The organism is Actinomadura madurae (assembly GCF_900115095.1).
GTDB classification, from domain to species: Bacteria; Actinomycetota; Actinomycetes; order Streptosporangiales; family Streptosporangiaceae; genus Spirillospora; species Spirillospora madurae.
Genome location: NZ_FOVH01000002.1, coordinates 860,770 through 886,332 on the forward strand (window position 1 = coordinate 860,770; position 25,563 = coordinate 886,332).

General features: G+C 74.1%; 18 protein-coding genes. 8 read left to right on the forward strand and 10 right to left on the reverse strand.

What is annotated here, in order from left to right; genetic code table 11:
- Positions 1 to 25: 25 nt before the first annotated feature.
- Positions 26 to 1,063 carry an S-methyl-5-thioribose-1-phosphate isomerase gene (mtnA, locus tag BM339_RS09415; RefSeq protein ID WP_075020543.1) on the forward strand — a complete coding sequence of 346 codons (1,038 nt, stop codon included), beginning with the start codon at positions 26 to 28 and terminating at the stop codon, positions 1,061 to 1,063.
- Here mtnA and BM339_RS09420 read toward each other — a convergent pair.
- Together BM339_RS09420 and BM339_RS09425 are read right to left on the reverse strand one after the other, a co-directional pair.
- Positions 1,039 to 2,205, reverse strand: a complete 1,167-nt coding sequence (locus BM339_RS09420; RefSeq protein WP_075020544.1) for an aldose epimerase family protein — start codon at positions 2,203 to 2,205, stop codon at positions 1,039 to 1,041. The two genes, mtnA and BM339_RS09420, sit on opposite strands and share 25 nt — an antisense overlap.
- 2 nt (positions 2,206 to 2,207) lie before the next feature.
- Complete coding sequence (locus tag BM339_RS09425) at positions 2,208 to 4,340, reverse strand: M28 family peptidase (protein ID WP_075020545.1); 2,133 nt, start codon at positions 4,338 to 4,340, stop codon at positions 2,208 to 2,210.
- A 133-nt stretch (positions 4,341 to 4,473) separates the two neighbouring features.
- Here BM339_RS09425 and recD2 point away from each other — a divergent pair, with 133 nt between their 5' ends.
- Entirely contained in the window at positions 4,474 to 6,705 is a 2,232-nt protein-coding gene (gene recD2 / locus BM339_RS09430) for an SF1B family DNA helicase RecD2 (RefSeq protein ID WP_244938595.1), read from the forward strand.
- Here the strand turns inward: recD2 and BM339_RS09435 are convergent.
- The 4 genes from BM339_RS09435 to BM339_RS09450 are packed head-to-tail and all read right to left on the reverse strand — an operon-like array spanning position 6,696 to position 10,774.
- Entirely contained in the window at positions 6,696 to 7,481 is a 786-nt protein-coding gene (locus BM339_RS09435; protein WP_075020547.1) for an MBL fold metallo-hydrolase, read from the reverse strand. The two genes, recD2 and BM339_RS09435, sit on opposite strands and share 10 nt — an antisense overlap.
- A 23-nt stretch (positions 7,482 to 7,504) precedes the next feature.
- Positions 7,505 to 8,068: a TetR/AcrR family transcriptional regulator gene (locus BM339_RS52265; RefSeq protein WP_033332145.1), complete on the reverse strand. Its 564-nt coding sequence runs from the start codon at positions 8,066 to 8,068 to the stop codon at positions 7,505 to 7,507.
- Between the two features lie 23 nt (positions 8,069 to 8,091).
- Positions 8,092 to 9,189 (reverse strand): LacI family DNA-binding transcriptional regulator, encoded by a 1,098-nt coding sequence (locus tag BM339_RS09445; RefSeq protein ID WP_083597477.1) that lies wholly within the window; start codon positions 9,187 to 9,189, stop codon positions 8,092 to 8,094.
- A 58-nt stretch (positions 9,190 to 9,247) separates the two neighbouring features.
- Positions 9,248 to 10,774 carry a peptide ABC transporter substrate-binding protein gene (locus tag BM339_RS09450; RefSeq protein WP_083597479.1) on the reverse strand — a complete coding sequence of 509 codons (1,527 nt, stop codon included), beginning with the start codon at positions 10,772 to 10,774 and terminating at the stop codon, positions 9,248 to 9,250.
- A 169-nt stretch (positions 10,775 to 10,943) separates the two neighbouring features.
- Here BM339_RS09450 and BM339_RS09455 point away from each other — a divergent pair, with 169 nt between their 5' ends.
- Positions 10,944 to 12,383, forward strand: a complete 1,440-nt coding sequence (locus BM339_RS09455; protein ID WP_075020548.1) for an LVIVD repeat-containing protein — start codon at positions 10,944 to 10,946, stop codon at positions 12,381 to 12,383.
- A gap of 77 nt (positions 12,384 to 12,460) precedes the next feature.
- Here BM339_RS09455 and BM339_RS09460 read toward each other — a convergent pair whose 3' ends face one another.
- Both BM339_RS09460 and BM339_RS09465 read right to left on the reverse strand, forming a co-directional pair.
- Positions 12,461 to 13,786: an aromatic acid exporter family protein gene (locus BM339_RS09460; RefSeq protein WP_024935527.1), complete on the reverse strand. Its 1,326-nt coding sequence runs from the start codon at positions 13,784 to 13,786 to the stop codon at positions 12,461 to 12,463.
- Positions 13,787 to 13,817: 31 nt separating this feature from the next.
- Positions 13,818 to 14,351 (reverse strand): CGNR zinc finger domain-containing protein, encoded by a 534-nt coding sequence (locus tag BM339_RS09465; protein WP_075020549.1) that lies wholly within the window; start codon positions 14,349 to 14,351, stop codon positions 13,818 to 13,820.
- A gap of 119 nt (positions 14,352 to 14,470) precedes the next feature.
- Between BM339_RS09465 and BM339_RS09470 the strand changes: the two genes are divergently transcribed.
- Positions 14,471 to 14,626 (forward strand): hypothetical protein, encoded by a 156-nt coding sequence (locus BM339_RS09470; RefSeq protein WP_021595566.1) that lies wholly within the window; start codon positions 14,471 to 14,473, stop codon positions 14,624 to 14,626.
- Here the strand turns inward: BM339_RS09470 and BM339_RS09475 are convergent.
- The gene (locus BM339_RS09475) at positions 14,623 to 16,068 is read right to left on the reverse strand and encodes a type I glutamate--ammonia ligase (RefSeq protein WP_200871864.1); all 1,446 of its coding nucleotides are present in this window, start codon (positions 16,066 to 16,068) and stop codon (positions 14,623 to 14,625) included. The two genes, BM339_RS09470 and BM339_RS09475, sit on opposite strands and share 4 nt — an antisense overlap.
- 98 nt (positions 16,069 to 16,166) lie before the next feature.
- On the opposite strand from BM339_RS09475, the gene BM339_RS09480 reads away from it, so the two are divergent.
- From BM339_RS09480 to BM339_RS09495, 4 genes are read left to right on the forward strand one after another with little or no spacing between them, the layout of a single operon-like run.
- The gene (locus BM339_RS09480; protein ID WP_075020550.1) at positions 16,167 to 17,282 is read left to right on the forward strand and encodes an amidohydrolase family protein; all 1,116 of its coding nucleotides are present in this window, start codon (positions 16,167 to 16,169) and stop codon (positions 17,280 to 17,282) included.
- A 27-nt stretch (positions 17,283 to 17,309) separates the two neighbouring features.
- Complete coding sequence (locus BM339_RS09485) at positions 17,310 to 18,716, forward strand: FAD-dependent oxidoreductase (protein ID WP_075020551.1); 1,407 nt, start codon at positions 17,310 to 17,312, stop codon at positions 18,714 to 18,716.
- A 37-nt stretch (positions 18,717 to 18,753) separates the two neighbouring features.
- Positions 18,754 to 22,107 (forward strand): DUF4132 domain-containing protein, encoded by a 3,354-nt coding sequence (locus BM339_RS09490; RefSeq protein WP_075020552.1) that lies wholly within the window; start codon positions 18,754 to 18,756, stop codon positions 22,105 to 22,107.
- 11 nt (positions 22,108 to 22,118) lie between these two features.
- Positions 22,119 to 24,287, forward strand: a complete 2,169-nt coding sequence (locus BM339_RS09495) for a DUF4132 domain-containing protein (protein ID WP_075020553.1) — start codon at positions 22,119 to 22,121, stop codon at positions 24,285 to 24,287.
- On the opposite strand, the gene BM339_RS09500 is transcribed toward BM339_RS09495, so the two are convergent.
- Positions 24,284 to 25,540 carry a tetratricopeptide repeat protein gene (locus BM339_RS09500; protein WP_075020554.1) on the reverse strand — a complete coding sequence of 419 codons (1,257 nt, stop codon included), beginning with the start codon at positions 25,538 to 25,540 and terminating at the stop codon, positions 24,284 to 24,286. The genes BM339_RS09495 and BM339_RS09500 overlap by 4 nt on opposite strands.
- Positions 25,541 to 25,563: the final 23 nt, after the last annotated feature.

A 25,563-nucleotide genomic window follows, 5' to 3' on the forward strand; every position in this document is an offset into this window, starting at 1 on the left:
CGGGATTTTGGGCATGATGGGCGGTATGGAGAACGACGTGCGGACCGTCGCGTGGACGGGCGGGGGGCTCCGGCTCCTGGACCAGACCGTTCTGCCCGGCCGGGTGGAGCACGTCGTCGTGGACGACGTCGACACGCTCGTGGACGCGATCCGGCGGCTCGTCGTGCGCGGTGCCCCCGCCCTCGGGGTGGCGGGCGCGTTCGGCGTCGCCATCGCCGTCCGGCAGGCGGCCCGGGAGGGCTGGGACGACGCCGAGCGGGACGCCGCGATCGCCCGGGTCCGGCAGGCGCGCCCGACGGCGGTGAACCTCGCGGCCGGTGTCGACCGCGTGCTCCCGTACGTCGCGAAGGGCGCCGACGCGGTGGCGGCGGAGGCCCAGGCGCTCCTGGACGAGGACGTGCGCGGCAACCGCGCCATCGGGGCGTTCGGCGCCGACTGGATTCTCGCGCGGGCGGGCGACCGGCCCCTGCGGGTCCTCACCCACTGCAACGCCGGCGCGCTCGCCACCGCCGGGTGGGGGACGGCGCTCGGCGTCGTCCGGGAGCTGCACGCCCGGGGACGCGTCGCGATGGTCTACGCCGACGAGACGCGCCCCCTCCTGCAGGGCGCGCGGCTCACCGCGTGGGAGCTCGACCGGGCGGGCATCCCGTGCGCCGTCCAGGCGGACGGCGCCGCGCCGAGCTCGATCCTGCGCGGCCTCGCGGACGTGGCGGTCATCGGCGCCGACCGGATCGCCGCCAACGGCGACACCGCCAACAAGATCGGCTCGGTGGGCGTGGCGCTGGCGTGCCAGGCCGCCGGGATCCCGTTGGTGGTCGCCGCGCCCTGGAGCACCGTCGACCTCGCGCTGCCGGACGGCGGCGGCATCCCGATCGAGGAGCGTCCGGCCGCGGAGATCCTGTCCTGGGGCGGCGCGAGGACAGCCCCGGACGGCGTGGGCGCGCACAACCCGGCCTTCGACGTCACGCCCGCCCGCCTAGTGACCGCGCTGGTCACCGAGACGGGCGTGCTGGAGGTGTCGGCCGGCGTGACGCCCGCTCAGCGGGCGGCGGAGAACGCGTAGACGGTGGTGGAGTCGAACGTCTCGCCCGGCCGCAGGACGGTGGACGGGAAGCCCGGCTGGTTCGGGGAGTCGGGGAAGTGCTGGGTCTCCAGCGCGAACCCGTCGCCCTGCCGGTAGACGCGGCCGCTCGTCCCGGCGAAGCTCCCGTCGAGGAAGTTGCCGGAGTAGAACTGCACGCCCGGCTCGGTCGTGCTGATCTTCAGGACGCGCCCGGAGCGCGGCTCGGTGACCCGCGCGGCCTCGGTGAGCGCGCCCGCCCGCCGCTGGTCGAGGACGAAGTTGTGGTCGTACCCCTGCCCGATGAGCAGCTGCGGGTCGTTGACGCGGATCCGCTCGCCGATCGCGTGCGCCCGGGTGAAGTCGAACGGGGTGCCCTTCACCGGGGCGAGCTCGCCGGTCGGGATCAGCGTCGGGTCGACCGGCGTGAAGCGGGACGCGTTGAGCCTCAGCCGGTGGTCGTAGATCGTGCCCGTGCCCTCCCCGGCGAGGTTGAAGTACGAGTGGTTGGTCAGGTTGACGATGGTGGCCTTGTCGGTCGTCGCGTGGTAGTCGACCCGCAACCGGTCATCGGCGGTCAGCGTGTAGGTGACGGTGGTCCTGAGCGTGCCCGGGTAGTTCTCCTCGCCGTCCGCGCTGGTGTACTCCAGGCGCAGGCCGACGCTGTCGCGGCCCTTGACGGGGTGCGCGTCCCAGACCTTGGTGTCGAAGCCCTTGAGGCCGCCGTGCAGGCTGTTCTCGCCGTTGTTGAGGGCGAGCTGGTACGTGGTGCCGTCCAGGGTGAACCGGCCCTTGGCGATGCGGTTGGCGTACCGGCCGATGACGGCGCCGAAGTAGGGGCCGCCGTTCAGGTCGACGTAGTCCTTCAGCGTCGGGAAGCCGAGGACGACGTTGGCGCGCCGCCCGTGCCGGTCCGGTGTCTCCAGGGTCTGGACGATGCCGCCGTAGGTGATGATGCGCACCCGGACGCCTCGCCCGCTGGTGAGGGTGTAGCGGTCGACCTTCGTGCCGTCCTCCAGGGCGCCGAACGGCTCCTTGGAGATGCCGGGCCGCGCGTGCGACGGCGCGGCGCCCGCCGGGACGGCGGAGACGGCCAGTGCGGAGCCGACCATGGCCGATGCCGTGATCGCCAGGATCCTCTTCATCGTTACTCCTCGGGGGCGAGGGTGCGGGTCGCGGCGCGGAGGCTCTGGAACAACCGGGCCTCGTACGCCTTGGCGGAACGGACGTCGTGGTCGACGAAGAGCGCGTCGTTCAGCGCGGGGAGCCGCTGGGTCGCGTATCCGGTGTCGATGCCGGGCGCGTAGACCTGGTGCCGGTACCAGGGACGGCCCGGCAGCCCCGCCCGGGTCAGCAGGTCCCGCTCGGTCTGCATGATCTTGTCGTTGAGGCGGCGGAACGCGGCCGTGTCGCCCTTCCGGAGCGCCGCCTCCGCACGCGCCTGCAGGGCCTCCGCCGCGCGCTGCCAGGCCTTGGCCTGCGCGATGTCGCGCGAGACGTCCACGACGACGGACCCGAGCCGCTCGCGCTGCTCTTCGGTGAAGTCGGTGAGGTACTGGACCGTCTCCGACGCGTACGGGCGGTAGCGGAGCGCGACCACGTCGGCGTTGGCGAGCCGCAGCGTCGCGATGCCGGCCAGCCGCGACATCGCCGCGTGGTACTCCCAGGTGGGGTCGCCGAACCGCGACATCCAGTAGTGGTCGTCGCAGGCGCAGTGGTAGTTCCCGGCGTTCCCCGTGGAGGACGAGCCCAGATCCATCGCCGGGACCCCGAACCGCTGGAAGAACGCCTGGAAGTCCGAGCCTCCGCCGATGCGGTCGATGGGGGTCGTGCCGTCGTTCTGCGCCTTCCACGCCTCGTACAGCGTCCCACCGGTGCCCGGCCACCGCACGTCCTTGGTCGCGTCGATGACGGACTGGTCCAGCGCCGGTGTCGCCGAGGCGCCGAAATGGGACCCTCCCGCGCCGTCCATGTTCAGGTAGGCGACCGCGTCGCGGAGCCGGTTTCCGCGCTGCTCGGCGTACTCGGTGGAGCCGAACAACCCGTACTCCTCGCCGTCCCAGGTGGCCAGGACGACGGACCGCTTAGGCCGCCAGCCCTTCTTGAGGAGCTGCCCCAGAGCGCGTCCCACCTGGAGCACGTTCTCCGTACCGGACAGGTTGTCGCTGCTGCCGTAGGTCCACGCGTCGTGGTGCGCCCCGAGGATGACCTCCTGCTCGGGATGCTCGCTGCCGGGGATGCGCACGGTGACGTCCCACAGCGGGCGGACCTGGAACGTGTTCTCCAGGTCCAGGTGCACCTTCGTCCCGCCGGGGCCGAACCGGTACGCGAACGGCAGGCCGCCCTGCCATTCCTTCGGAACCTGGTCGCCCTTCAGCGCGCGCAGGAGCGGCTCGGCCGCGCCGTAGGAGATCGGCGTCGTCGGGACGAGCCCCTTGAGCATCGGGGCCTGCGACGGCGGGATCCGGTGCGCGCCCTTCACCGACGGCCAGCCGGGGGTCTGCGGGTCCCCGGCCGCGAGCTGGATCTGCGCGATGCTGCCGCGCTGGATGCCGTCCGCGGCGCGCCACGGCCCGTCCGGGTAGACCGGGCCCCGGGCGGACCCGTCGTCGGCCGGGTCGGAGTAGATCAGCACGCCCTTGGCGCCCCGCTCGGCGGCCTCGCGCGGCTTGATCCCGCGGAACACCGCCCCGTACCGGACGAGGACGATCTTGCCCTGCACGGAGACGCCCTTCTCGGCGAGCAGCGCGAAGTCCTCGGGGCGGCCGTAGTTGGCGTAGACGACCTCGCCGCGGACGTTCCCCGACGGCGACATGCCGTTGTGCCCGGGGATCACGTCGTCGTAGTGCTTCTGCCAGGGACGCTTCTTCTCCTTGACCGGCAGCGTCCGCCGGTGCGGCGCCGTCATCTCCACTTTCACGCGCCGCGGCAGCGACAGGTAGGCGTAGTACGTCCGGACCTCGGGCTTCAGTCCGTACGACCGGAGGCGCTCGACGATGCGCCGGACGCGGTTCCGGTCGCCGGTGGTCGTGGTGAGGCCCGGCTCCTCCGACAGTTCGGCGTCCAGGTCGCGGGCGACCTTCGCGGACGGGACGGCCTTGAACAGGCGCTCGTAACGCCGCTGCCAGTCGGAGTTCTCCTTGGTGAAGCCCGCGATCGGATCGTTCCCGGTGGGGGCGGGGGGCGAGGCCGCGGCCGGGGCAGCGGCGGTGAGCGTGAGGGCGAGGGACACGGCAGGGGCGCCGAGCGCCGCCAGTGCCTGGGTTCGGGAGCGGAACACCAGCGATACCTCCCGGTACGCATTGCGGGTGCACGTACGGGTGCGCCCGGAACGTACGCCGCGATCAACGGAAGATCCAGAACGTTCGCCGGATCCGGCCAGCCCGTCCGGTGGATCGGCCATCATGGTGGACGTGCCGACCCCCGCGACCCCCAACGCCACGCCGCGTCCGGCGGAGCTTGAGGCGGTCTTGGAACGGATCACGTACGCCAACGAGGAGACCGGTTACACCGTCGCCCGCGTGGCGACCGCCAAGAGCGGGGGCGACCTGCTCACCGTCGTCGGCGCGCTGCTCGGCGCCCAGGTGGGGGAGAGCCTGCGCCTGGTCGGGCGGTGGCGCTCGCATCCGAAGTACGGCAAGCAGTTCGAGGTGGACTCGTACACGACCGTCCTGCCGGCGACGATCCAGGGCATCCGCCGCTACCTCGGCTCCGGGATGATCAAGGGGATCGGCCCGGTGATGGCCGACCGGATGGTCGGGCACTTCGGCACCGACATTCTGCGGATCATCGAGGAGGAGCCGGAGCGCCTCGTCGAAGTTCCCGGCCTCGGCCCGAAGCGCACCCGGCGGATCGCGGACGCGTGGGAGGAGCAGAAGGCCATCAAGGAGGTGATGGTCTTCCTGCAGGGCGTCGGCGTCTCCACCTCCCTCGCCGTCCGCATCTACAAGAAGTACGGGGACGAGTCGATCGACACCGTCCGCGAGCGCCCGTACCAGCTCGCGTCGGACGTGTGGGGCATCGGGTTCAAGACCGCCGACACGATCGCGCAGGCGGTCGGCATCCCGCACGACAGCCCCGAGCGGATCAAGGCGGGCCTGCAGTACACGCTGTCCGAGGCGGCCGACGACGGGCACTGCTTCCTGCCCGAGCCCAACCTGGTCACGGCGGCCGAGAAGATCCTCGGCGTGCCGCGCGAGCTGATCGTCCCGGCGCTGGACGAACTGGCCCGCGACGAGGGCGTCGTCCGCGAGCCGATCCCCGGCGGCGGGGAGGACGCCGCGACGATCCCGGCGGTGTACCTGGTGCCGTTCCACCGGGCCGAGCGGTCCCTCGCCCGCGGGCTGCTGGACCTGCTGGACGCGCCGACCGACCGGTTGAAGGCGTTCGCGGACGTCGACTGGGACAGAGCGCTCCCGTGGCTCAGGCAGCGCACCGGACAGGCCCTCGCGCCCGAGCAGGAGGAGGCCGTCAAGCTCGCGCTGACGTCCAAGGTCGCGGTGCTGACCGGCGGGCCGGGCTGCGGCAAGAGCTTCACCGTCCGGTCGGTGGTGGAGCTCGCCGCGGCGAAGAAGGCCAAGATCGTCCTGGTGGCGCCGACCGGCCGCGCCGCCAAGCGGCTCGCCGAGCTGACCGGGCACGAGGCGGCGACCGTCCACCGGCTCCTGCAGCTCCAGCCCGGCGGCGACCCCAGATTCGACCAGGACGACCCGCTGGACGCCGACCTGGTCGTCGTGGACGAGAGCTCCATGGTCGACCTGATCCTCGCCAACAAGCTGGTGAAGGCGATCCCGCGCGGCGCGCACCTGCTGCTCGTCGGGGACGTCGACCAGCTCCCGTCCGTCGGCGCGGGCGAGGTGCTGGCCGACCTGCTCGGTGCGGAGGCGATCCCGCGGGTCCGGCTCACGAAGATCTTCCGGCAGGCGCAGCGGTCCGGGATCGTCGTCAACGCGCACCGCGTCAACTCCGGCGACCACCCCCACACGCGCGGCTACGACGACTTCTTCCTGTTCCCGTGCGAGGAGCAGGACGAGGCCGCCGAGATGACCGTGGACGTCGTCGCCAACCGGATCCCGCGCAGGTTCGGCCTCGACCCGCGCCGCGACGTCCAGGTCCTCACGCCCATGCACCGGGGCGCGGCCGGGGCGGGGACGCTGAACACGATGCTCCAGGAGGCGCTGACCCCGCACGACGACGCCCGCCCCGAACGCCGCTACGGCGGGCGCGTGTTCCGCGTCGGCGACAAGGTCACCCAGCTCCGCAACAACTACGACAAGGGCGAGGCGGGCGTCTTCAACGGCACCGTCGGCGTCGTCACGTCCGTCTCCCTCGAAGAGCAGTCGCTCACCGTCCTGACCGACGAGGACGAGAGCATCGACTACGCCTTCGACGAGCTGGACGAGCTCGCCCACGCCTACGCGATCACGATCCACCGGTCGCAGGGCAGCGAGTACCCGGCGGTCGTCGTCCCGCTCACGACCGGCGCGTGGATGATGCTGCGCCGCAACCTGCTCTACACGGGCATGACCCGCGCGAAAAAGCTCGTCGTCCTCGTCGGGTCACGGCGGGCGCTGGCCGCCGCCGTCCGCACCGCCGGGGCCGGCCGCCGCCACACCGCGCTGGCGCACCGCCTCTCTCAGCGGTAGCGCAGCAGCTCCCAGGGGTCGTGGGCGCAGAACACCTCGACCTCGCCGCCGAGCGCCAGCTCCCGCAGCCGGGCCACGTTCGCGAGCCGCAGCTCCCGGTCGACCTCGCCGCCGGCCTGCACGAGCTCCATCAGCGGGTGCGTGACCGGCTCGGGACGGTCCACCTCCCCGTGGTACATGTACGCGTCGCCCGCGTGCAGCAGCCACCGGTCGCCGTCCCGCACCGCCACCCCGGCGTGGCCCGGGGTGTGCCCGCCGAGCGGGATCAGCAGGATGTCCTCCGGCACGCCCTCCAGGGCCCGCACGCCGTCGAACCCGTGCCAGGTCCCGCCCTCGCCGCCCTCGTAGACGACCCACTTCGGGCCGTGGGCGAGCTGCGCCGGGGTCTTGCCGCCGTCGGCCCGCTCCGCCTCGAACAGGTGCACGGCCGCGTCCGGGAAGTCGCTCAGCCCGCCGGCGTGGTCGCGGTGCAGATGCGTCGGGACGATGTGCCGCACGTCGGAGGCCGGGAAACCGAGCCCCTCGACCTGCCGGACGGCCGTGGCGGCGGGGTCGAGCGCCGGCCCCGCCATCTCCACCCAGTCGTCCAGCAGCCGCTCGGACGGACGCTCGATGTCGCCGAGGCCGATGCCGGCGTCCACGAGCACCAGCCCGGCCGACCCGGTCTCCACCAGCAGCACATGGCCGACGGCCCGAGCCGGCCGGAGCGGGCTCTCCGGCCCGTCCGCCGGTTCGATCTCCCGCATGGGAGCGCAGTCGAGGTGGTGAACGCGCATGGGACTCCTCAGATCAGGTCGGCTCAGATCAGGTCGGCGAGCTGGGCGGTCACGCGGTGGATGACCGACACGTCCCGCCGGACGCGGGCGAGCATGATGGCGCCCTGCAGGGACGACAGGACGAGAGCGGCCAGCGGTTCGGCGCGCTCCTCCGGTACGCCCCATCCCCGCAGGGCGGCCGCGATGCCCTGCTGCCACCCGGCGTAGACGTCGTCGCAGGACGCCCGGATGGCCTCGCTCTCGGCGGCCGTCTCCAGCGCCACGGTCGCGACCGGGCAGCCCTTGCTGAAGCCGGACTCGCGCAGGTTCCGCGCGAAGTGGTCGCCCATCGCCGCCAGCCCGGCCCGCGCGTCGGGCGCGGCGAGGACGGCCTCGGTGAGCGCCTCGCCCACCTCGCGGCCGGACAGCGCCACCGACTCGGAGGCCAGCTGCTCCTTCCCGTCCGGGAAGTGGAAGTACAGCGATCCCTTCGGCGCCCCGCTCTCCGCGAGCACCTGGGTGAGCCCGGTGCCGTGGTAGCCCTGTCGCTGGAAGAGGTCCGCGGCCGTCCGCAGCACGCGCTCTCGTGTCTCGCCCCGTGGTGCCATGGGGCGAGACTAGACCGACTGGTCTATAGATTCAACTCCGGAGTCACGTCCCGCGCGTTCCGCGCGCCGTCCGCGTCCTTCCCGCCCTTCCCGTCCTCGCCGTCCTCGGCGGGCGGCGGCGCGGTGCTCTTGCGGACGACGAGGCTGGTCGACAGCTCCATCCGGGTGGCGACGGGCTCGCCCGCCCGGATGCTCAGGATCATCTGGGCGGCGGACTCGGCCATCTGCCGCAGCGGCTGCAGGACGGTGGTGAGGGCGGGGCTCGCCCAGGGGGCGACCGCGACGTCGTCGTAGCCGACCACCGACAGGTCGTCCGGGACGCGCAGGCCGTGGACCCGCGCGGCCTCCAGCGCGCCGAGCGCCTGCAGATCGCTCCCCGCGAAGATCGCCGTGGGCCGGTCCGGCCGGCCGAGCAGCTCCATCGCCCGCTCGAAGCCGCCCTGGACGTGGAAGTCGCCGTAGGTCACGAAGGTCGGCTCCACGTCCAGCCCGGCCATGCTCATCGCGGACCGGAACCCGTCCAGGCGCGCGACGGAGCACAGCATGTCCGCCGGGCCGGTGATGATCGCGATCCGCCGGTGGCCCTGGTCGATGAGGTGCCGGGTCGCCGCCAGGCCGCCGGACCAGTTGGCCGAGCCCACCGACGGGACGTCCGGGTCCGGGTCGCCGGCCGGGTCGATGATGACGAACGGGATCGAGCGGGAGCGCAGCCGCTTCTTGTGCGCCGGCGGCAGGCTGGAGAACAGCAGGATGACGCCGAGCGGACGGCGCCGCAGCACCCCCCCGATCCACTCGGGCCCGGGGGAGTGCCGGGTGCCGCTCTCGGTCAGGACCAGGCTGGCGCCGTTGGCCTTCGCGACGCTCTCCACGCCGCGGATCAGCTCCATCGTCCAGAGGCTCTCGATCTCGTGCAGGACGATCTCGATGAGCGGCGCCTCGGTCGCGGCCCGGGACCCCCGCCGGTAGCCGTGGTGCTCCAGCAGCTGCTCCACCCGCAGCCGGGTCTTGCTCGCCACGTCCTCGCGTCCGTTGAGGACTTTCGAAACCGTCGAAATGGAGACGCCGGCCTGATCCGCCACTTGGGCCAGGGTCACCCGGCCTGTCTCATCGTCCTGCTGCATTCCCGCAGCATAAGGATTTCGGAGCCGCGTTCGAAAGTTGGCGGAAACGAGGCGCGCCTCACTCCGCGATGGTGAGGCGTTCGAGGCGCAGGCCGGTGAAGGCGCCCGCGGTGACCCCGCGGACGCGCTCCGACCACACCAGGTGGTCATGGGCGGACCACAGCGGCATCGCGGGCATGTCGCGCAGCATGGCGCTCTCGGCGAGCCGGGCCGGGATCACGCTGTCGCCCGAGGTGAGCGCCCGCTCGGCGTCGTCGACGAGGCCGGTCGTGTAGGCGTCGTCGAAGCCGGTTCCCGCGTCCAGGAGCGGCGCGAGCGCGGCGACCGGGGCGGGGTAGGCGGCCGTGGTGTGCACGGCGAACGGGCCGTCGACCTCGTGGTCGTGCACGGCCTTGCGGAGGTCGGCGGCGGCGCGCGGGCGGACGTCGAGCTTCAGCTCCTTGCGGAGCTGCCCGGCGACGGCCCGCACCCAGGCGTCGTCGCCGCGGCCCGCCTCGTACCAGAGGTTCAGCGGGCCGGTGAGCCCGCCCGCGTCGGCGAGCGCGGCGACCGCGGCCTTGGAGTCGTGGACGCAGAGACGGCACTGCCCCTCGCGGTGGCCGGGCCGGATGCCCGGCGCGACGAGAGAGTCGGCGGGGGAGTACTGGTGGCCGAGCGGCCCCTCGGTCACGGCGGACCGGTCGATCGCCATCGACAGGGCCTGCCGGACGGTCGGGGACGCGAGGCGCTCCTCCCAGCCGGGGAAGCCCAGGTAGGTCACGTCCCGCCCGGGGACGGCGAGGTGCCGGTCGCCGAAGTCGGCCTCCATCGACTCGTGCCGGTTCGGCGGCACCAGCGTGGCGACGTCCAGGTCGCCGCCGGCGGCCTCGTACTGGCGCTTCGCGTCCGGCATCGCCTTGACCGCGACGGTCCGGCCGCGGCCCGACCGCCGCTTCAGGACGATCTCCCGCGCGCTCCGCGACGCCACCCGGAAGGGGCCGTTGCCCACGGGGGCGCGGCTGTAGGACGTCCATTCCCGCGACTTCAGGACGCTCTCGGGCAGCGGGAAGAACGCCGGGTCGCCGAGCATGGAGGGGAACCTGCCCAGCGGACGGTCGAGGGTCACCGTGAAGGTCAGATCGTCCTCGACCTTCAAACCGGGCACCTTGTCCTCGCCCTTCCGCGCGCCCTTGACACGGGCGACGTCGGTGAACAGGCGCGACCCGGCCCAGCCCTCGCGCAGCACGGCCGTCCACGCGCCGGTGAACGAGCGGGCGGTGACGGGCGTCCCGTCGTGGAAGGTCTCGCCCTCACGCACCCGGACCGTCCAGACCCGCCGGTCCTCGCTGGTGACCGACTCGGCCGCGGTGTTCACGGACGCGCCCGTGTCGTGGTCGTAGGAGACGAGGCCCCTCCACACCGCGTTGGCGATCATCCGGCCCGCCGTGTCGCGGACGTCGCCCGGCAGCAGCGTGGCGGGGGCGGGCGCGCCGACCGAGATGCGCGGGTCGTCCGGCTCGCTCCAGGCGGCGAAGGCCGCGACCGGGGCCAGCAGCACCGCCACGGCGCCTGTGATCAGGGCGGCGGTGCGGGTGGAGCTCTTCAACGGCCTCTCCCGGGAGCCGGAGCGGACGCGGACGGGACGATCGTGACCAGGATGTCAGGTCCCACCAATCCTGATGGTCCTGAGTCCATTTCGTGACCCGGGAATTGTTGATCAAGCCGGGTATCGCGGTCACACTGGCGCTTGCGAAGATCCGTTCCGTGGAGGCGCGATGCTCCCTCGCACATCCCTTCCCGCCCGGCGCGCGCTGCGGGGCGGCGCCGCCGTCGCGGCCGCCGTGGCGCTCATGGCCGGCTCCGCCTGGGCGTGCCCGCCCGAGCCCGAGAACCAGCGGACCGCCAAGGCCGCCGCCGAGGGCGAGGGCACGAGCGGGGGCCACGCCGGGCACTACCACCGGGCCGACCCCGCCGCCGTGAAGAAGTCCGAGGCGGCCAAGGGCGTGCGGCGCGTCGGCGGCGTGTCCGACGCCAAGGGCGCCATCTCGCTGATGTTCATGGACTACGGCCACGGCCGCCACAAGCGGACGATCATGTACGCGACCGGCGAGTTCGGGCTGAAGGCCTACGACATCACCGCCGACCCCAAGGTCCCCAAGCTGGTCGGGCAGCTGAACATGCCCGGCATGTGGGAGACCGAGGACACCGACTTCGACCCCAAGCGCAAGATCATCTACCTCTCCCGGGACCCGCGCGCGTTCGGTGGCAACACCCAGACCGGAGAGTCGGGCATCTACGTCGTGGACGCCTCCAAGCCGGAGAGCCTGCGGCAGATCACCTACGTGAAGGTCCCCGCCGGGCACACCACGACCTGCGTCAACGACTGCAAGTACTTGTGGACGGGCGGCCCCGCCAAGGCCGACTGGATGCCCGATGACTGGGGCGGCCGGCCCGTCTGGGTCACCGACGTCCGCAACCCGGCGAAGCCGAAGGTGCACCGGAAGCCGATCGACACGGGCCGCAACGACGGCAAGACCGACTACACGCACGACATCCAGGTCGACTCCGACGGCGTCGCCTGGGCGTCCGGGCGCGGCGGCGTGCGCGGGTACCACACCACCGGCCGCCACTACGACCCGGTCGAGAAGAAGTGGCGCAGGGCCACCGCGTTCGACCCCGTCCCGTACGCGGGCGGCGGCCTCGACGAGGCCACCACCAACTCCGCGTTCATGCACAACAGCTACCGGGCGGTCGGCCGGACGAGGAACCAGGCCGCCGACCCGCGCAGGTGGGGCAACGGCAGGCTGCTGTACGTCACCGAGGAGACGTTCAACGACGGCTGCGCCAACGACGGCCTGCTCGTCATCGCCTCGCTGGAGGGCTCCCACGGCGGGCAGGGCTGGCGGTCCACGCCGGAGAAGCCGTTCCGCCTGCGCACCGTCGGCACGTGGGGCGTCGCGGGCAAGGAGGGCAGCGACCCCGAGAGCACCGACTGCTCCGCGCACTACTTCGACGTCCGCGACGGCATCGTCGCGCAGTCGTTCTACTCGCAGGGCACCCGCTTCCTGGACGTCCGGGACCCGACGAACCCGAGGCAGGTCGCCTACTACCGGCCGGCGGACGCCGCGTCCTGGCAGCCGTACTGGCACGGCAAGTACGTCTACGTCGCCGACAACACGCGCGGCGTCGACGTCCTGGAGCCGACCTTCCGCTGACCCCGCCCACACACCCACGCCGACCCCACCCATACGCGGGCCCGCCCCCTCCCCCCAGGGGCGGGTCCGCGTCCTCGTCAGGGCCGGTGGTACCGCTCGCCGGACTCGCGGGCGTTGCGCTCCGCCGCGGCGGCGGCCGACCCGGCCGCCTTGCGCAGCGTGTGCCCGGCCTGCTGGACGGCCCGGACCGGACGCGGCGGCAGGTGCCGCGCCGCGCCGCGGTGCCGCCGCCAGTGCTCGCGGGCGCGGGCCCGGTGCTCCACGCGCAGGTTCTCGATGAGCCGGTCGATGTCCATCGACACCTCCCCGTACAGCGGCCACAGGTCGCCGGCCGCGGCGCGCTCGTGCAGCCTGCGGGTGAGCCGGGCGCGCCGCTCGCGGGCCACGTCCACCCGCGTCTCCAGCTCGTGCTCGGCGAGGAAGGGCCGGGCGTCGCGGGCCAGGTCCGAGCGGGCCAGCCGCCCGTAGGCCGAGATGCTCGCGGCGATCCCGGCCAGGGCGTCGCCGAGCTCGCGGCGCAGCTCGGGGTCGGTCAGCAGCCGGCCCCGGTCGCCGAGCCGCTCGTCGTCGGCGAGGGACCGGGTGAGCCCGCGCAGCGACAGGGTGAAGTGCTCCATCGTCTCCATCGCGTTGCGCAGCGCCACCCCGGCGTCGATGAGCCGCCGCGCCCGGGTCCGGGGGTTGAGCCGGACGCTCTCCTCGGCGGCCCCGAGGTCACGGTCGGTCCGGCCGATCTCGCGCGCCAGCCGCTCGGCCTCCTCCTGCCAGCGGGCCGCCTCGCCCGCGGCGCGCTCGCCGCGCAGCCCGTCCGCGATGCCGGCGAGCAGCTCCCGCAGCTTCTCCGCCACGTCCTGGACGGCCTCCTCGGCCGGCCGGACCCGCACCGTCGGCACCAGCAGCGTGGCCGCGAGCCCGGTGGCGGCGCCGATCAGCGTCTCCAGCACGCGGTCCTCCGCGCCCGCCTCGCTCGCCGAGCCGAGCGCGAAGATCAGCATCGCGGAGATCGGCGCCTCCAGCACGTGCTCGCCCAGCCGCAGGACGTGCCCGATGGTCAGCGCGGCGAGGATCGCCAGGCCGAGCGTCCACCAGGAGAACCCGATGGTGCTCGCGGCCAGGACCGCGACCAGGACCCCCGCGGTGACCGCGGCGACGCGCAGGATGCTCGCCCGGATCGTCTGGTAGACGGAGGACTGGACGACGAGCAGCGCGGTCAGCGGCGCCAGCAGCGGCTCCGGCCCGCCGGCCGGCAGGACCGCGAGCGCCAGCACGAACGACAGCACGGCCGTGATCGTCAAGCGGGCGATGCGGAACACCGTGGACTGCACCTCGGTCGCGACGCGCAGCGGCGAGCGGCCCGCGCGGTCGTCTCGGCCGGATCGGCGGCGGAAGAACGCGAGCGACATGCGGGCAGTCATTCCCCCATATCGGGGCAGGTCACTCCCGGCGCCGGGCGCGGAACGCGGCGACGTTCGTCCGGTTAGCGCAGGCCTCCGAGCAGAACCGGCGCCGGCCCGCGCGGGAGGTGTCGGCGTACACCCGGTCGCAGCCCTCCGCGGCGCAGACGCCCGTCCGGCCGAGGCCGTGCTCGACGATCAGCTCGGCGAGCTTCATCAGCGTGGTCGCGCGGAACCGCTCCACCAGCCGGGAGGACGGCGGCGCGTAGTGCATGTGCAGGCCGTGCGGCTCGTGGTCGGCGAGGTGCGGGTGCATGGGGATCTCCAGCATGAGCCCGTTCAGCAGGGCCATCGCCTCCTCCAGGCCGGGCGCCTCGAAGAAGCGCCGCAGCGTCCGCCCCCACTCCCGCAGCTCGTCGGCGTCGGCGTCCTCGAACTCGTGCCAGAAGAACTCGTTGTCCCGCAGCACGCGGCGCAGCGCGGCGGGGGAGTCGTCCCCGCCGACGCTCGTCACGGCGTTGACCAGTGCGGCGGCCGCGGCCACCCCGTGACTCTTGTAACCAGTGATGCGCATTACCCCGGCCTCCGGTCCCGCCACCGTGCAGTAAATGATATCTTAGTTATAACCCTTACAGACGTCGTCCCTGGGGATGCGCGGTGGAATGCCCACGCTGTGGCTGGCCTGAGTCCGATGTGTACGAGGTGCTGTCGCGGCACCTGACCTCCGAGGGCGTGGTGACCTACACCCGCTGTGCCTGCGGGCGCCTGCAGATGCGCGTGCAGCGCTTCGAGCCGGGACCGGTCGTGTCCGCCGGACGCGACGGGGCGTCCGGGGCGAAGCTCGGCTAGTGCCGCCAGCGGGTGGCCGCGGCCACCTGCTGCGGCGTCGCCCCGTCCAGCAGCGCGATCTCCCCGCGCCGCACCGCCGACACGGTGTCGGTGACGGCCTCGCCGAGCGCGTCCCGCAGGACGGTGTCCGCCTCGAACGCCGCGACCGCCTCCCCGAGCGACGCCGGCAGCGCGGCGATGCCCCGGGCGGCGCGCTCCTCCTCCGCGAGACCGGCGGGGTCCGTGCCGACCGGCTCCGGCAGCGTCAGGCCGGTGCCGAGGCCGTCCCGGCCCGCCGCGAGCAGCGCCGCGAGGAGCAGGTACGGGTTGGCGGCGCCGTCCACGCACTTGACCTCCAGGTTCGCCGCGGTCGCGCGCTCGCCCTCGGCGCCCGTGACGAACCGCAGCGCGGCCTCCCGGTTCTCCAGCCCCCAGCACGCGAACGCGCCCGCCCAGTGCGAGGGGATCAGCCGCAGGTAGCTCGCCACCGACGGCGCGCCGACCGCGAGCAGCGCCGGCAGCCGGCGCAGGATCCCGGCGGTGAACGCCTCCCCGGCCGCCGTCATGCCGCACGGGCCGCGGCCGCCCGCCATCGCGTTCGCCGGCCCGTCCGCCGCGTCCTCCCGCCACAGGCTGAGGTGCACGTGCGCGCCGTTGCCGACCGAGTCCGCCTCGACCTTCGGGGAGAACGACGCGGCCATGCCGTGCTCCATCGTCACCGCCCGGATCGTCTCCCTGACCAGGACGGCGGTGTCGGCCGCGCCCACCGGGTCCTCGGCGGCCACCGACACCTCGTACTGCCCCGCCGCGTACTCGGGATGCAGCTGCACGACCGTCACGCCGGTCTCCCGCAGCGCCTTCAGGACGTCCCGCAGGTAGCCCGCCAGCTCGGTGACCCGCGTCATTCCGTAGGCGGGGCCCTTGCAGGCCGGAGAGAACTCGTCCCCGTCGCCCTTCGACACCGCCCACTCGATCTCGAACGCCGCCCTGACCGTCCAGCCCTCCCCGGCGAGACGGTCGGCCTCGCGGCGCAGCAGGGCCCGGGTGTCCAGCGGGTGGACGGTGCCGTCCTGCGCGTACCGGTGCGCGGGCGCGTGCGCCCAGCCCGGCAGCGCGGCCAGCGGGACGAGCCGGTCCAGGTCGGGGTGCAGCCGCAGGTCCCCGACCGGGCCGCCGATGTGGCGCCCGGACACGATCGAGTCGTCCAGCAGGAACACGTCGAACACCGGGGACATCCCGACGCCCCACGCCGCGGCGTGCTCGAGCCGCTCCACCGGGACCGTCTTGGTGCGGGTGATCCCGCTGACGTCCACCCACGTCAGCGCCACGGCCACGAGGCCCTGCCCGGCCATCCTCCGCGCCGCCTCCGCCGCGCGTGCGCCGAGCCGGGCGCGCTCGTGCCCGTCGAGCGGCCGCACGCCGGGAGCCGGTCCTTCCGGGGCGGTGACAGAGGTCGGTTCCACGGTGCTGACTCCCGATCAGGGTGAATGAGGCACGAACACGGTCCGTAAGGGCATCGTAGGGAGAACAGGGGCCGGTTCGAGGGAGGAAGGCGGATGCCGTGCTGGAGTATCTGGAGTCGCTGCCGCTGGTCGACCACCATTGCCACGGCGTCCTCGGCGAGGACCCCGGCCGGGCGGAGTTCGAGGAGATGCTCACCGAGGCCGAGACCGCCGGCCCGCCGGGGGTGAGCATGTTCGACACCCAGGTCGGGTTCGCGCTGCGGCGCTGGTGCCCGCCCGTCCTCGGCCTGGAGGCGCACGCGGAGCCCGCCGAGTACCTGTCCCGCCGGGCCGAGCTGGGCGCGGACGAGGTCAACCGCCGCTTCCTGGAGGCCGCCGGGCTGGACGCGCTCTGCGTCGACACCGGCTACAGCCCGGCCGCCCTGCTCGACCCGCCCGACCTCGGACGCCTCGCCGGCGCGGCGGCGCACGAGATCGTCCGGCTGGAGTCCGTCGCCGAGCAGGTGGTCGCGGACGGCGTCGAGGCGGCCCGGTTCGCCGGCGAGGTGCGCTCCCGGATCGAGGGCCGAGACGCCGCCGGCGCCAAGTCCGTCGCCGCCTACCGGGCCGGGCTGGAGCTGTCGGGCGTGCGGCCGTCCGAGGCGGAGGTCACTGGCGCGGCCGGGCAGCTGATGCTCGCCGCGGAGAGCGGCGGCGAGCCGCCGCGCGTCTGCGACGAGATCCTGCATCGGTTCCTCGTGTGGTGCGCGGTGGACGCCGGGCTGCCCGTCCAGTTCCACGTCGGGTACGGGGACGTGGACGCCGACCTGCGCCGCGGCGACCCGCTGCTGCTCATCGAGCTGCTCCGGGCGATGGACCCCGTCCCGGCGATGCTGCTGCACAACTACCCGTTCCACCGGCACGCCGGCTACCTGGCGCAGGTGCTCCCGAACGTGTACGTCGACGCGGGCCTCGCCACCCACAACCTCGGCCACCGCTCGCCCGCGCTGATCGCCGAGCTGCTGGAGCTGGCCCCCTTCGGGAAGGTGCTGTACTCCTCCGACGCGTTCGGGCTCGCGGAGCTGTACCACCTGGGCGCCCTGCTGTTCCGGCACGGGCTCGCCGGGTTCCTGGCCGGGGGAGTGGAGGACGGCGCCTGGACGTCCCGGGACGCCGCGCGCGTCGCGGAGATGATCGCCTCGGGCAACGCCCGCCGGGTCTACGGTCTGGAGTAGGACGATCATCAAGGGGAGGAGTCCGGCATGGCCGCACGCGAACGCCTGCTCGTCATCGGCGGTGACGCCGCGGGGATGAGCGCCGCGTCCCAGGCCCGCCGGAGGCGCGGCCCGGACGAGCTGGAGATCGTCGTGTTCGAGCGCGGGTGGCACGCGTCCTACTCCGCGTGCGGCATCCCGTACTACGTCGGCGGCGTGGTCGACGACCTCGACGCGCTCATCGCCCGCACGCCCGCCGAGTTCCGCGACCGCGGCATCGACCTGCGGCTGCGCACCGAGGCCACCGGGATCGACCTGGACGGCGCCCGGGTGCGCGTCCGGTCCCTCGACGGGGCCGGGAACGGGGACGAGGACGGGGAGCGCTGGGAGCCCTACGACCACCTCATGATCGCGACCGGGGCCGACCCGATCCGCCCGCGGCTGCCCGGGGCGGACGCCGCCGGCGTCCACGGCGTGCAGGTCCTCGGCGACGGGGTCGCGATCCGTCGCGTCCTCGAAGAGGACGAACCGCGCCGCGCCGTCGTCGTGGGCGGCGGCTACATCGGCCTGGAGATGGCCGAGGCGATGGTGATGCGCGGCCTGGAGGTCTCCCTCGTCGACGCCGCCGACCAGCCGATGCGGACCCTCGATCCGGACATGGGCGCCATCGTCGCGGACGCGATGCGCGGCATCGGCGTGACGCTGTACCTGGGCGAGCCCGTGGAGGGCTTCGACACATCGCCGGAGGGGCGCGTCACCGCCGTCCGGACGGGGGGCCGCACGCTCCCCGCGGACCTGGTCGTCCTCGGGCTGGGCGTGCGACCGGCCTCCGGACTGGCCCGGGACGCCGGGGTCGAGACCGGCCCGACCGGCGGCATCGTCACCGACCGGCGGATGCGCACCCGCACCGAGCGGGTGTGGGCGGCCGGCGACTGCGTCGAGACCCGGCACCTGGTCTCCGGCGCCCCGGTCGCGATCGCGCTCGGCACGCACGCCAACAAGCAGGGCCGCGTCGCCGGCGTCAACCTCGGCGGCGGCTACGCCACCTTCCCCGGCGTCGCCGGGACCGCCGTCTCGAAGATCTGCGACGTCGAGGTCGCGCGGACGGGGCTGAACGAGCGCGAGGCGGCCGCGGCGGGGTTCGCGACGCTGAGCGTGGTCGTGGAGTCCACCACCCGCGCCGGCTACCACCCCGGCGCGATGGGGATGACGACCAAGCTGATCGCCGAGCGCCGGTCCGGGCGGCTGCTCGGCGCGCAGATCGTCGGGAAGGAGAACGCCGCCAAACGCGTGGACGGTCTGGCGATCGCGCTGTGGAACGGCATGACGGTCGAGGAGATGACGGGCCTCGACCTCGGGTACGCGCCGCCGTTCTCGCCCGTCTGGGACCCGGTGCTGATCGCCGCCCGCAAGGCCGCCGACGCCGTCGAGCGGGACATGCGTTCCGGAAGCTGATCCGCTTTGTCGGTGATCTCCTCTACGGTGTGGCTCCATGGCGACCGCGGCGGACGAGAACACCTGGGCGATGCCGGACGCGTGGCGGAGGCTCGCCCATCCACGCCGCGACCGCCCGGGGCCATGGCCGGAGGCGCGGATCGACGCGCCGGCGGCCCGGAAGGCACGGGCGCTCGTGGACGGGGCGTACTCGGAGATCGAGACCGTCCTCGCCCTGCCGGGAACGGCCCCCGAGCTCGCCGAGCGCGCTCGCACCCACTTGAACGGGCAACGTGATCCGCTGGGCGCGGCGGTGGTCGCGGCGGCGGCGGTGTCCCTGCGGGGGCTGCGCGAATCCGGCGGGGAGGACCCGTTCCGGGACGCGTGGGCGGCCGAGCACGGCCTGCCCTTCGCCGCCCGCGCCTACGCCGAACTGTGCGAGATCACGGTCGACTACGTCCAGGCCGGGAGCAGGAGGACCTGGGGCGGCGTCCGCGCCCGCCGGCAGTCCGACCACGTCGGCGGCTGGTGGGCGGACGAGCGGGCGGCGCGCCACCTCCGGTCGCTGCTGGCCGCCGCCGGCGAAGGCGTGTACGCGGAGGCCGTCGCGGGGCTGGCGGGCGCGCGGCGGACGTCCCTCCAGAGCATGGTCGTCTCCTATCTCGTGCCGACCCGGCTGGACTGGGCGGACGAGGTCTTCACCGACCCGCTGATCGCGCGACTGCCCCATCACCTGACCTTCCGCTGGATGCTGTTCTGCTCGCTCGGGGCACCGGAGCAGGTCGACCCGGCCGCCCTGCCGCTCGGCTACTACGACCGGAGCCCCGGCATCGTCGCGACCGTCGTGGACGGTGTCGGACCGTCCGCCGCGGTGCCCCTGCTCGCCAGGGCACTGGACGACCGGTACGTCGACGGCGACACCTCCCGGAACCTGCTGGACGCCCTGGCGCGCCTGCCGGTCGACGAGGCGTTCCAGGCGCTCGTGGACCGGTTCGACCGCAAGTACGTCCGGCCCGCGCTGTCGGCCGCGGCCCGGACGTTCCCCGGGCGGGCGCTGCGGCTGCTGGCAGCGGCGCCGCGCGGGCCCGAGGTTGAGGAGCTGCTGCGGGCGCATCTGCTCACCCATCCGGATCTCGCGGAGGCGATGCCGCCGGAGCTTCCGGAGGAGTCGCGCGCCGCGGTCGAGGCGGCCCGCGCGTCCATCGTGCGGCTGCCGGAGGCGCCGGACGGCGCGCTGCCGCCGCTGCTCGCCGATCCGCCGTGGACGCGTCCCCGGTCGAGGGCCAGGCCCGTCGTGATCAAGGACCTCGGCTCGCCCGGCACGCGCTCCATCGCCTGGGAGCCGGGCGAGCGGGACGAGTGGACGGTCGACCTGCACCATCTGTGGCGCTGGGTCGATCGGCTGGACTGGCACGTCCAGGTGGGGAAGTTCGAGAAGGGCGACCTGCCGGCCCACATGCACCCGCTGTTCTTCGTGGAGGGACCCGAGGACCTCGTGCGGCCACTGCTCGCGGGGTGGGAACCGCCCGACCCCTGGGACGTGGGCGAGTGGATGCGGGTCGTCGTCGCCCGCTTCGAACTGGACGCGCTGGACGCGGCGGTGTTCGCGGCGCGCCGCGACCCGGCGGGCGCCGGCGGGATCCTGCTTCCCTACCTGAGCGACGACGTCGCCCGGCTGATGGCCGACTGGCTCGTCCGGCTCAAGCAGGCCGGGACGACGGCGCGGGCCTGGTTCCGGCGGCACGGCCTCGGCGCCGTCCCCGCGCTGCTCCCTCCGGCGCTGGGCAAGGCCGGTGCCGGACGGCGCGCCGCCGAGGCCGCACTGCGCCGCATCGCGGCCGGAGAGAGCGCCGAAGCCGTCGTCGAGGCGGCGCGCGTCCACGGGGACGCGGCTGCGGCGGCGATCGAGGCGCTGCTGGCCGTCGATCCGCTGGACCTGCTGCCCTCGAAGATCCCCCAGGCCGGGGACTGGGCCGACGTGCGTCTGCTCCCGCAGATCCTCCTGCGCGACCGTGCCCGTGCGCTGCCGGACGCCGCCGCGCGCCACGTCGTGACGATGCTCGCGATGTCCAGGCCCGGTGAGGTCTACGCCGGGGTGGACGCCGTCCGCGACCTGTGCGACCGGGAGTCGCTCGCCGAGTTCGGCTGGGGCCTGTTCCGGCAGTGGGAGGCGCAGGGCGCGCCGTCCAAGGACGGCTGGGCGCTGACCCAGCTCGGCCTGACCGGCGACGACGGGACCGTCCGCCGGCTGACCCCGGTGATCCGGGCGTGGCCGGGCGACGGCGGGCACGCCAAGGCGGTCGCCGGCCTGGACGTGCTCGCCACCATCGGCACCGACGTCGCCCTCATGCACCTGCACGGCATCGCGCAGCGGGTCAGGTTCAAGGCGCTGCGGGCCCGGGCGCAGGACAAGATCGCCGAGGTCGCCGCGGGGCTGGAGCTGACCGCCGAGCGGCTCGCCGACCGGCTCGTCCCCGACTTCGGGCTGGACGCGGGCGGGACCATGACCCTCGACTACGGCCCGCGAAGGTTCGTCGTCGGGTTCGACGAGCAGCTCAGGCCCTTCGTGTCGGACGAGAGCGGCAAGCGCCGCAAGGCCCTTCCCAAGCCCGGCGCGAAGGACGATCCCGACCTCGCGCCCGCCGCCTACAAGGCCTACTCGACGCTGAAGAAGGACGTCCGGACGGTCGCCGCCGACCAGCTCCGACGCCTGGAGACGTGCATGGTCACGCGGCGCCGCTGGCCCGTGCGGGAGTTCGAGGAGCTGCTGGCCGGGCATCCGCTCGTCCGGCACATCGTCCGGCGCCTGGTCTGGCTGGCCTGTGACGGGGACAGGGACGGCGACGGGTACGGCGGCGCGACCACCGCGTTCCGCGTCGCCGAAGACGGCACCTTCGCCGACGTGGACGACGACGTCCTCACCCTCGCGGGCTCCGCGGCCGTCGGCGTCGCGCACCCCGTCGACCTGGACGGCTCGCTCGGCGCGTGGTCGGAGGTGTTCGCCGACTACGAGATCCTCCAGCCGTTCCCGCAGATCGGACGCGCCGTCCACCGGCTGGCGGACGAGGAGCGCGCCGGCGGGCGGCTGCCCCGGTTCGAGGGCCTGACCGTCCCGGTCGGGAAGGTGCTCGGGCTGACCTCGCGCGGCTGGGAACGGGGCGCGCCGCAGGACGCCGGCGTCGAGTGCTGGATCTCCCGGCGGCTCCCGGGCGACCGGTGCCTCGCCATCGACCTCGACCCCGGTATCGCGGTCGGCGCCGTGGACGCGCTGCCCGACCAGACGCTGCGCGCCGTCGCCCTCACCCGGCGCCCCGACCAGCTCTGGAGGGGCGGTGGGCCGACGGCGTCCTTCGCCGATCTCGATCCGGTGACCGCTTCCGAAATACTCGCCGACCTCGCGACCCTGACCTGAGAGAGACGCCCATGGACGTGCCGAAGCCCCTGCTGGACCCGCCGTGGAAGCGCAGGCCCGCCGCTGCCGGGCCGCCCGGCGACGAGCCGATCCTCGTCCCCGGCCTGACGCCGCCGGACGGGCGCGCCGTCCGCTGGGAACCCGGCGAGCGCGAGCGGTGGGCGAAGACGCGCCCCTACGGATCCTGGCAGGACGACGAGTGGGAGGAGGCCGCCGAGAAGTTCCGGGACGGCCGGATGGGCTACGAGCCCACCCGGGCCGGGTTCCTCGCGCAGGCCCCCGAGCATCTCGCCCGGCCGCTGCTGGCAGGCTGGAAACCCCGTGTGACGTGGGACTTCGACCATTCGCTCCAGCCGATCGTGGCGCGCTACGAGACCGACGCGTGGGACGTGGCGTTCCGCCTGGCGAAGCAGAACCCGTTCGGCACCGGCCCGATCCTGCTGCCGTTCCTGTCCGCCGACGTCGCCCGGCTGTTCGCCGACTGGCTCTACCGGCTCAAGTCGGCGCAGGAGATCGCCCGCACGTGGTTCGGGCGGCACGGGCTCGCGGCCGTCCCGTACCTGGTCCCGGACGCGCTGGGCAAGCGCGTCGGCCCCCGCCGCAACGCCGTCAAGGCGCTGCGGTTCATCGACGGGGACGTCGCCGGGGCGGCCCGCGTCCACGGGGACGAGGCCGCCGCGGCGGTCGCCGCCCTTCTCGCCGCCGCGCCGCCCGACGCGGCCCCCGCCGAACCCCCGTACACGCCGCCGCCCCTGCCCAAGTGGCTGGACCTGGACGCGCTGCCCGGACCCGCGCTGCGAGGGGGCGGGGAGCTCGCGCCCGACGCGGTCCGCAACCTGCTGCTCGCCATGACGGTGCCGGGAAGCCGGGGGATCGACGTGAACCCGGTCCTGGACGGGGCGGTCGAGGTCTGCGGGCGGGAGGCGCTGGCGGAGTTCTCGCGGGCGCTGTTCGCGGCCTGGCTGGAGGCGGGCCTTCCGGGCCGCAGCGGCTTCGTGCTGTCCATGCTCGGCCGGTTCGGCGACGAGGAGACGGTCCGCCTCCTCGCCCCGCACATCAGGAGGTGGCCAGGGGAGAGCGGCGGCTACGGCCGCGCGGTCCACGGCCTCGGCGTGCTCGCCGAGATCGGCGGCGACGTGGCCCTGACGCACATCAGCGGCATCGCGCGGAAGTCCAAGTACAAGGGGCTGAAGGCCGAGGCGGAGCGCAGGCTGGAGGCGGTGGCGAAGCGGGAGCGCCTGACGCCGGACCAGCTGGCCGACCGGCTCGTCCCGCGGTTCGGCCTGGACTCCGCCGGGACGCTCACGCTCGACTACGGTCCGCGCCGGTTCATGGTCGGCTTCGACGAGCAGCTCAGGCCCACCATCGCCGACGAGGACGGCCGGCCCCGCAAGTCGCTGCCCAAGCCGGGGGCGAAGGACGACCCGGACCTCGCGCCCGCCGCCCACAAGCGGTTCGCGGAGCTGAAGAAGGACGTCCGCGCGGTCGCGTCCGGCGAGGTGGCCCGGCTGGAGTCGTCCATGGTCATGGGCCGCGCCTGGACGCGCGTCGAGTTCGCCGAGTTCCTCGTCGGCCACCCGCTGATGTGGCACCTCGCCCGCCGGCTGGTCTGGCTGAGCGGCGACCGGGCCTTCCGCATCGCGGAGGACCGCACGTTCGCCGACCTCGACGACGACGCGGTCGAGCTTCCGGAGGCGGCGGCGGTCCAGATCGCCCATCCGCTGCGGCTGGGCGACTCGCTCGGCGCGTGGTCGGAGCTGTTCGCCGACTACGAGATCCTGCAGCCGTTCCCGCAGCTCGGCCGGCCCGTCCGCACCCTCGCTGACGGAGAGGCCGCGGACGGCCGGCTGGAGCGGTTCGAGGGCCTGACCGTCCCGACCGGGAAGATCCTCGGCCTCACCCGGATGGGCTGGCGGCGCGGCGCCCCGCAGGACGGTGGCGTCGAGCACTGGATCTCCTGGACACTCGACCCGAAGGTGACCGTCGTGGTCGAGCTGAGCCCCGGCGTCGCCGCCGGCTCCGTCGACCTGTTCCCCGAGCAGAAGATCGCGCGCGTCCGGGCCGGCCGGGCGGCCGGGGAGTACCACCCGTCCCGCACGGCCGAGAACGGCCTCGCCGACCTGGACGCGGTCCTCGTCTCCGAGCTGCTCGCCGACCTGGAGAACCTGACCGCCTCCTAGACGAACCTGCTGCTCGGCACCGGCCCGGGGGAATGCACCGTGTCCCTCGGGCCGCTGAGCCACCGGCCGGCCGCCGCGCGGGCGAAACCGGCGAGCAGCTCGTCGGGGTCGGGCGGCGCGCCGTCGTCCGCGCCGTCGTCGGGCTCGTGGGGATCGGCGCGGACGATCTCCTCGGCCAGCTCCTCCACGGGGCGCTCGTCCGGCGGGACGGTCTCGGTCTCGCCGCTCGGCGAGAACCGGAGCTGCTCGCCCCACGGCGCCTTCACCACCTGGTGCAGGAGGCCGGTGACGTCGGCGCTCACCGCCGGCGGGTCCGTCCAGCACGTCGCGTGCTCGAACAGCACCTGGCCCTCGGCCCGTTCCCACAGCCCCTCGGCGTCCGTCTCGTTCAGGTCGTAGGCGACCGCGAGCACACCGGGACGCCCCGGGGCGAACGGCTCGGCGGGCAGCCCGAGCAGCCGCGCCGCGGCCAGCCCCAGGATCCGGCTCGACCGGTCGGGCAGCAGCCCGACCGACGTGGGCCGCCGGCCCGCCGCGTCCAGGACCAGCCGCAGCCGGTCGAGGCTGCGCCGGCACGTCGAGAAGGCGTCCGAGGTGAAGGCGAACCGGCCGGTCATCCCGTCGCCGTACCCGTACGGCGAGATGGTGAGCAGGACGCTCCCGCCGAGCGCGTAGTGCCAGCCGCGCAGGTCGGTGCCGTCGAGGGGGCTGACGTCCCGCACCGCGCGGGCCCGCCGGAGCATGCGCGCCAGCCGGTCGCGGGCGGGCGTCCAGGTGTCGTCCGGCGCGGGCAGCCGCCCCGCCTCGTGCTCCGCGCGGGCCAGGTCGCCGGAGAACAGCGCGTTGTAGGCGAGCAGGTACCGTGCGGGCCACGGGTCCAGGGAGTCGACACGCGGTTCCAGTGCCGCGACGGCCTCGGCGTGCCGGTTCTCGCGCTCCAGGGCCGACACGAGCTCCATCAGCAGCGCGGGCTCGTCGGGCAGCATCTCCAGCGCCCGCCGCAGCGGCGGAATCGCCAGGAACGCGATGCCGCGTTCGATGCACGCGTAGCCGAAGTCGTACAGCTCCTGCGGTGTCTGCTCGCGGGCCATCGCCGCGGCCGCCTCGCGCATGTCGTCGAATCCCGACAGGGTCGCCGCGCCCTCCATCAGACGCCCGACCTCGGCCAGGTCCATGCCGTCCGCGTTGAAACGCAGATGCCGGATCAGCCCGGCGATGTCACCGCTCTCCAGGAGTGCCCGCGCGTCGCTCATGGGCCGCCACGCTACAGCCGGCG

What these genes read in the sequence shown, in the direction of transcription:
- BM339_RS52265 (WP_033332145.1), bottom strand. Translation starts at nt 8,068, where the DNA reads ATGGCACCACGGGGCGAGACACGAGAGCGCGTGCTGCGGACGGCCGCG.
- BM339_RS09445 (WP_083597477.1), bottom strand. Translation starts at nt 9,189, where the DNA reads ATGCAGCAGGACGATGAGACAGGCCGGGTGACCCTGGCCCAAGTGGCG.
- mtnA (WP_075020543.1), top strand. Translation starts at nt 26, where the DNA reads ATGGAGAACGACGTGCGGACCGTCGCGTGGACGGGCGGGGGGCTCCGG.
- BM339_RS09435 (WP_075020547.1), bottom strand. Translation starts at nt 7,481, where the DNA reads ATGCGCGTTCACCACCTCGACTGCGCTCCCATGCGGGAGATCGAACCG.
- BM339_RS09485 (WP_075020551.1), top strand. Translation starts at nt 17,310, where the DNA reads ATGGCCGCACGCGAACGCCTGCTCGTCATCGGCGGTGACGCCGCGGGG.
- BM339_RS09420 (WP_075020544.1), bottom strand. Translation starts at nt 2,205, where the DNA reads ATGAAGAGGATCCTGGCGATCACGGCATCGGCCATGGTCGGCTCCGCA.
- BM339_RS09490 (WP_075020552.1), top strand. Translation starts at nt 18,754, where the DNA reads ATGGCGACCGCGGCGGACGAGAACACCTGGGCGATGCCGGACGCGTGG.
- BM339_RS09465 (WP_075020549.1), bottom strand. Translation starts at nt 14,351, where the DNA reads ATGCGCATCACTGGTTACAAGAGTCACGGGGTGGCCGCGGCCGCCGCA.
- BM339_RS09500 (WP_075020554.1), bottom strand. Translation starts at nt 25,540, where the DNA reads ATGAGCGACGCGCGGGCACTCCTGGAGAGCGGTGACATCGCCGGGCTG.
- BM339_RS09455 (WP_075020548.1), top strand. Translation starts at nt 10,944, where the DNA reads ATGCTCCCTCGCACATCCCTTCCCGCCCGGCGCGCGCTGCGGGGCGGC.
- BM339_RS09460 (WP_024935527.1), bottom strand. Translation starts at nt 13,786, where the DNA reads ATGTCGCTCGCGTTCTTCCGCCGCCGATCCGGCCGAGACGACCGCGCG.
- BM339_RS09495 (WP_075020553.1), top strand. Translation starts at nt 22,119, where the DNA reads ATGGACGTGCCGAAGCCCCTGCTGGACCCGCCGTGGAAGCGCAGGCCC.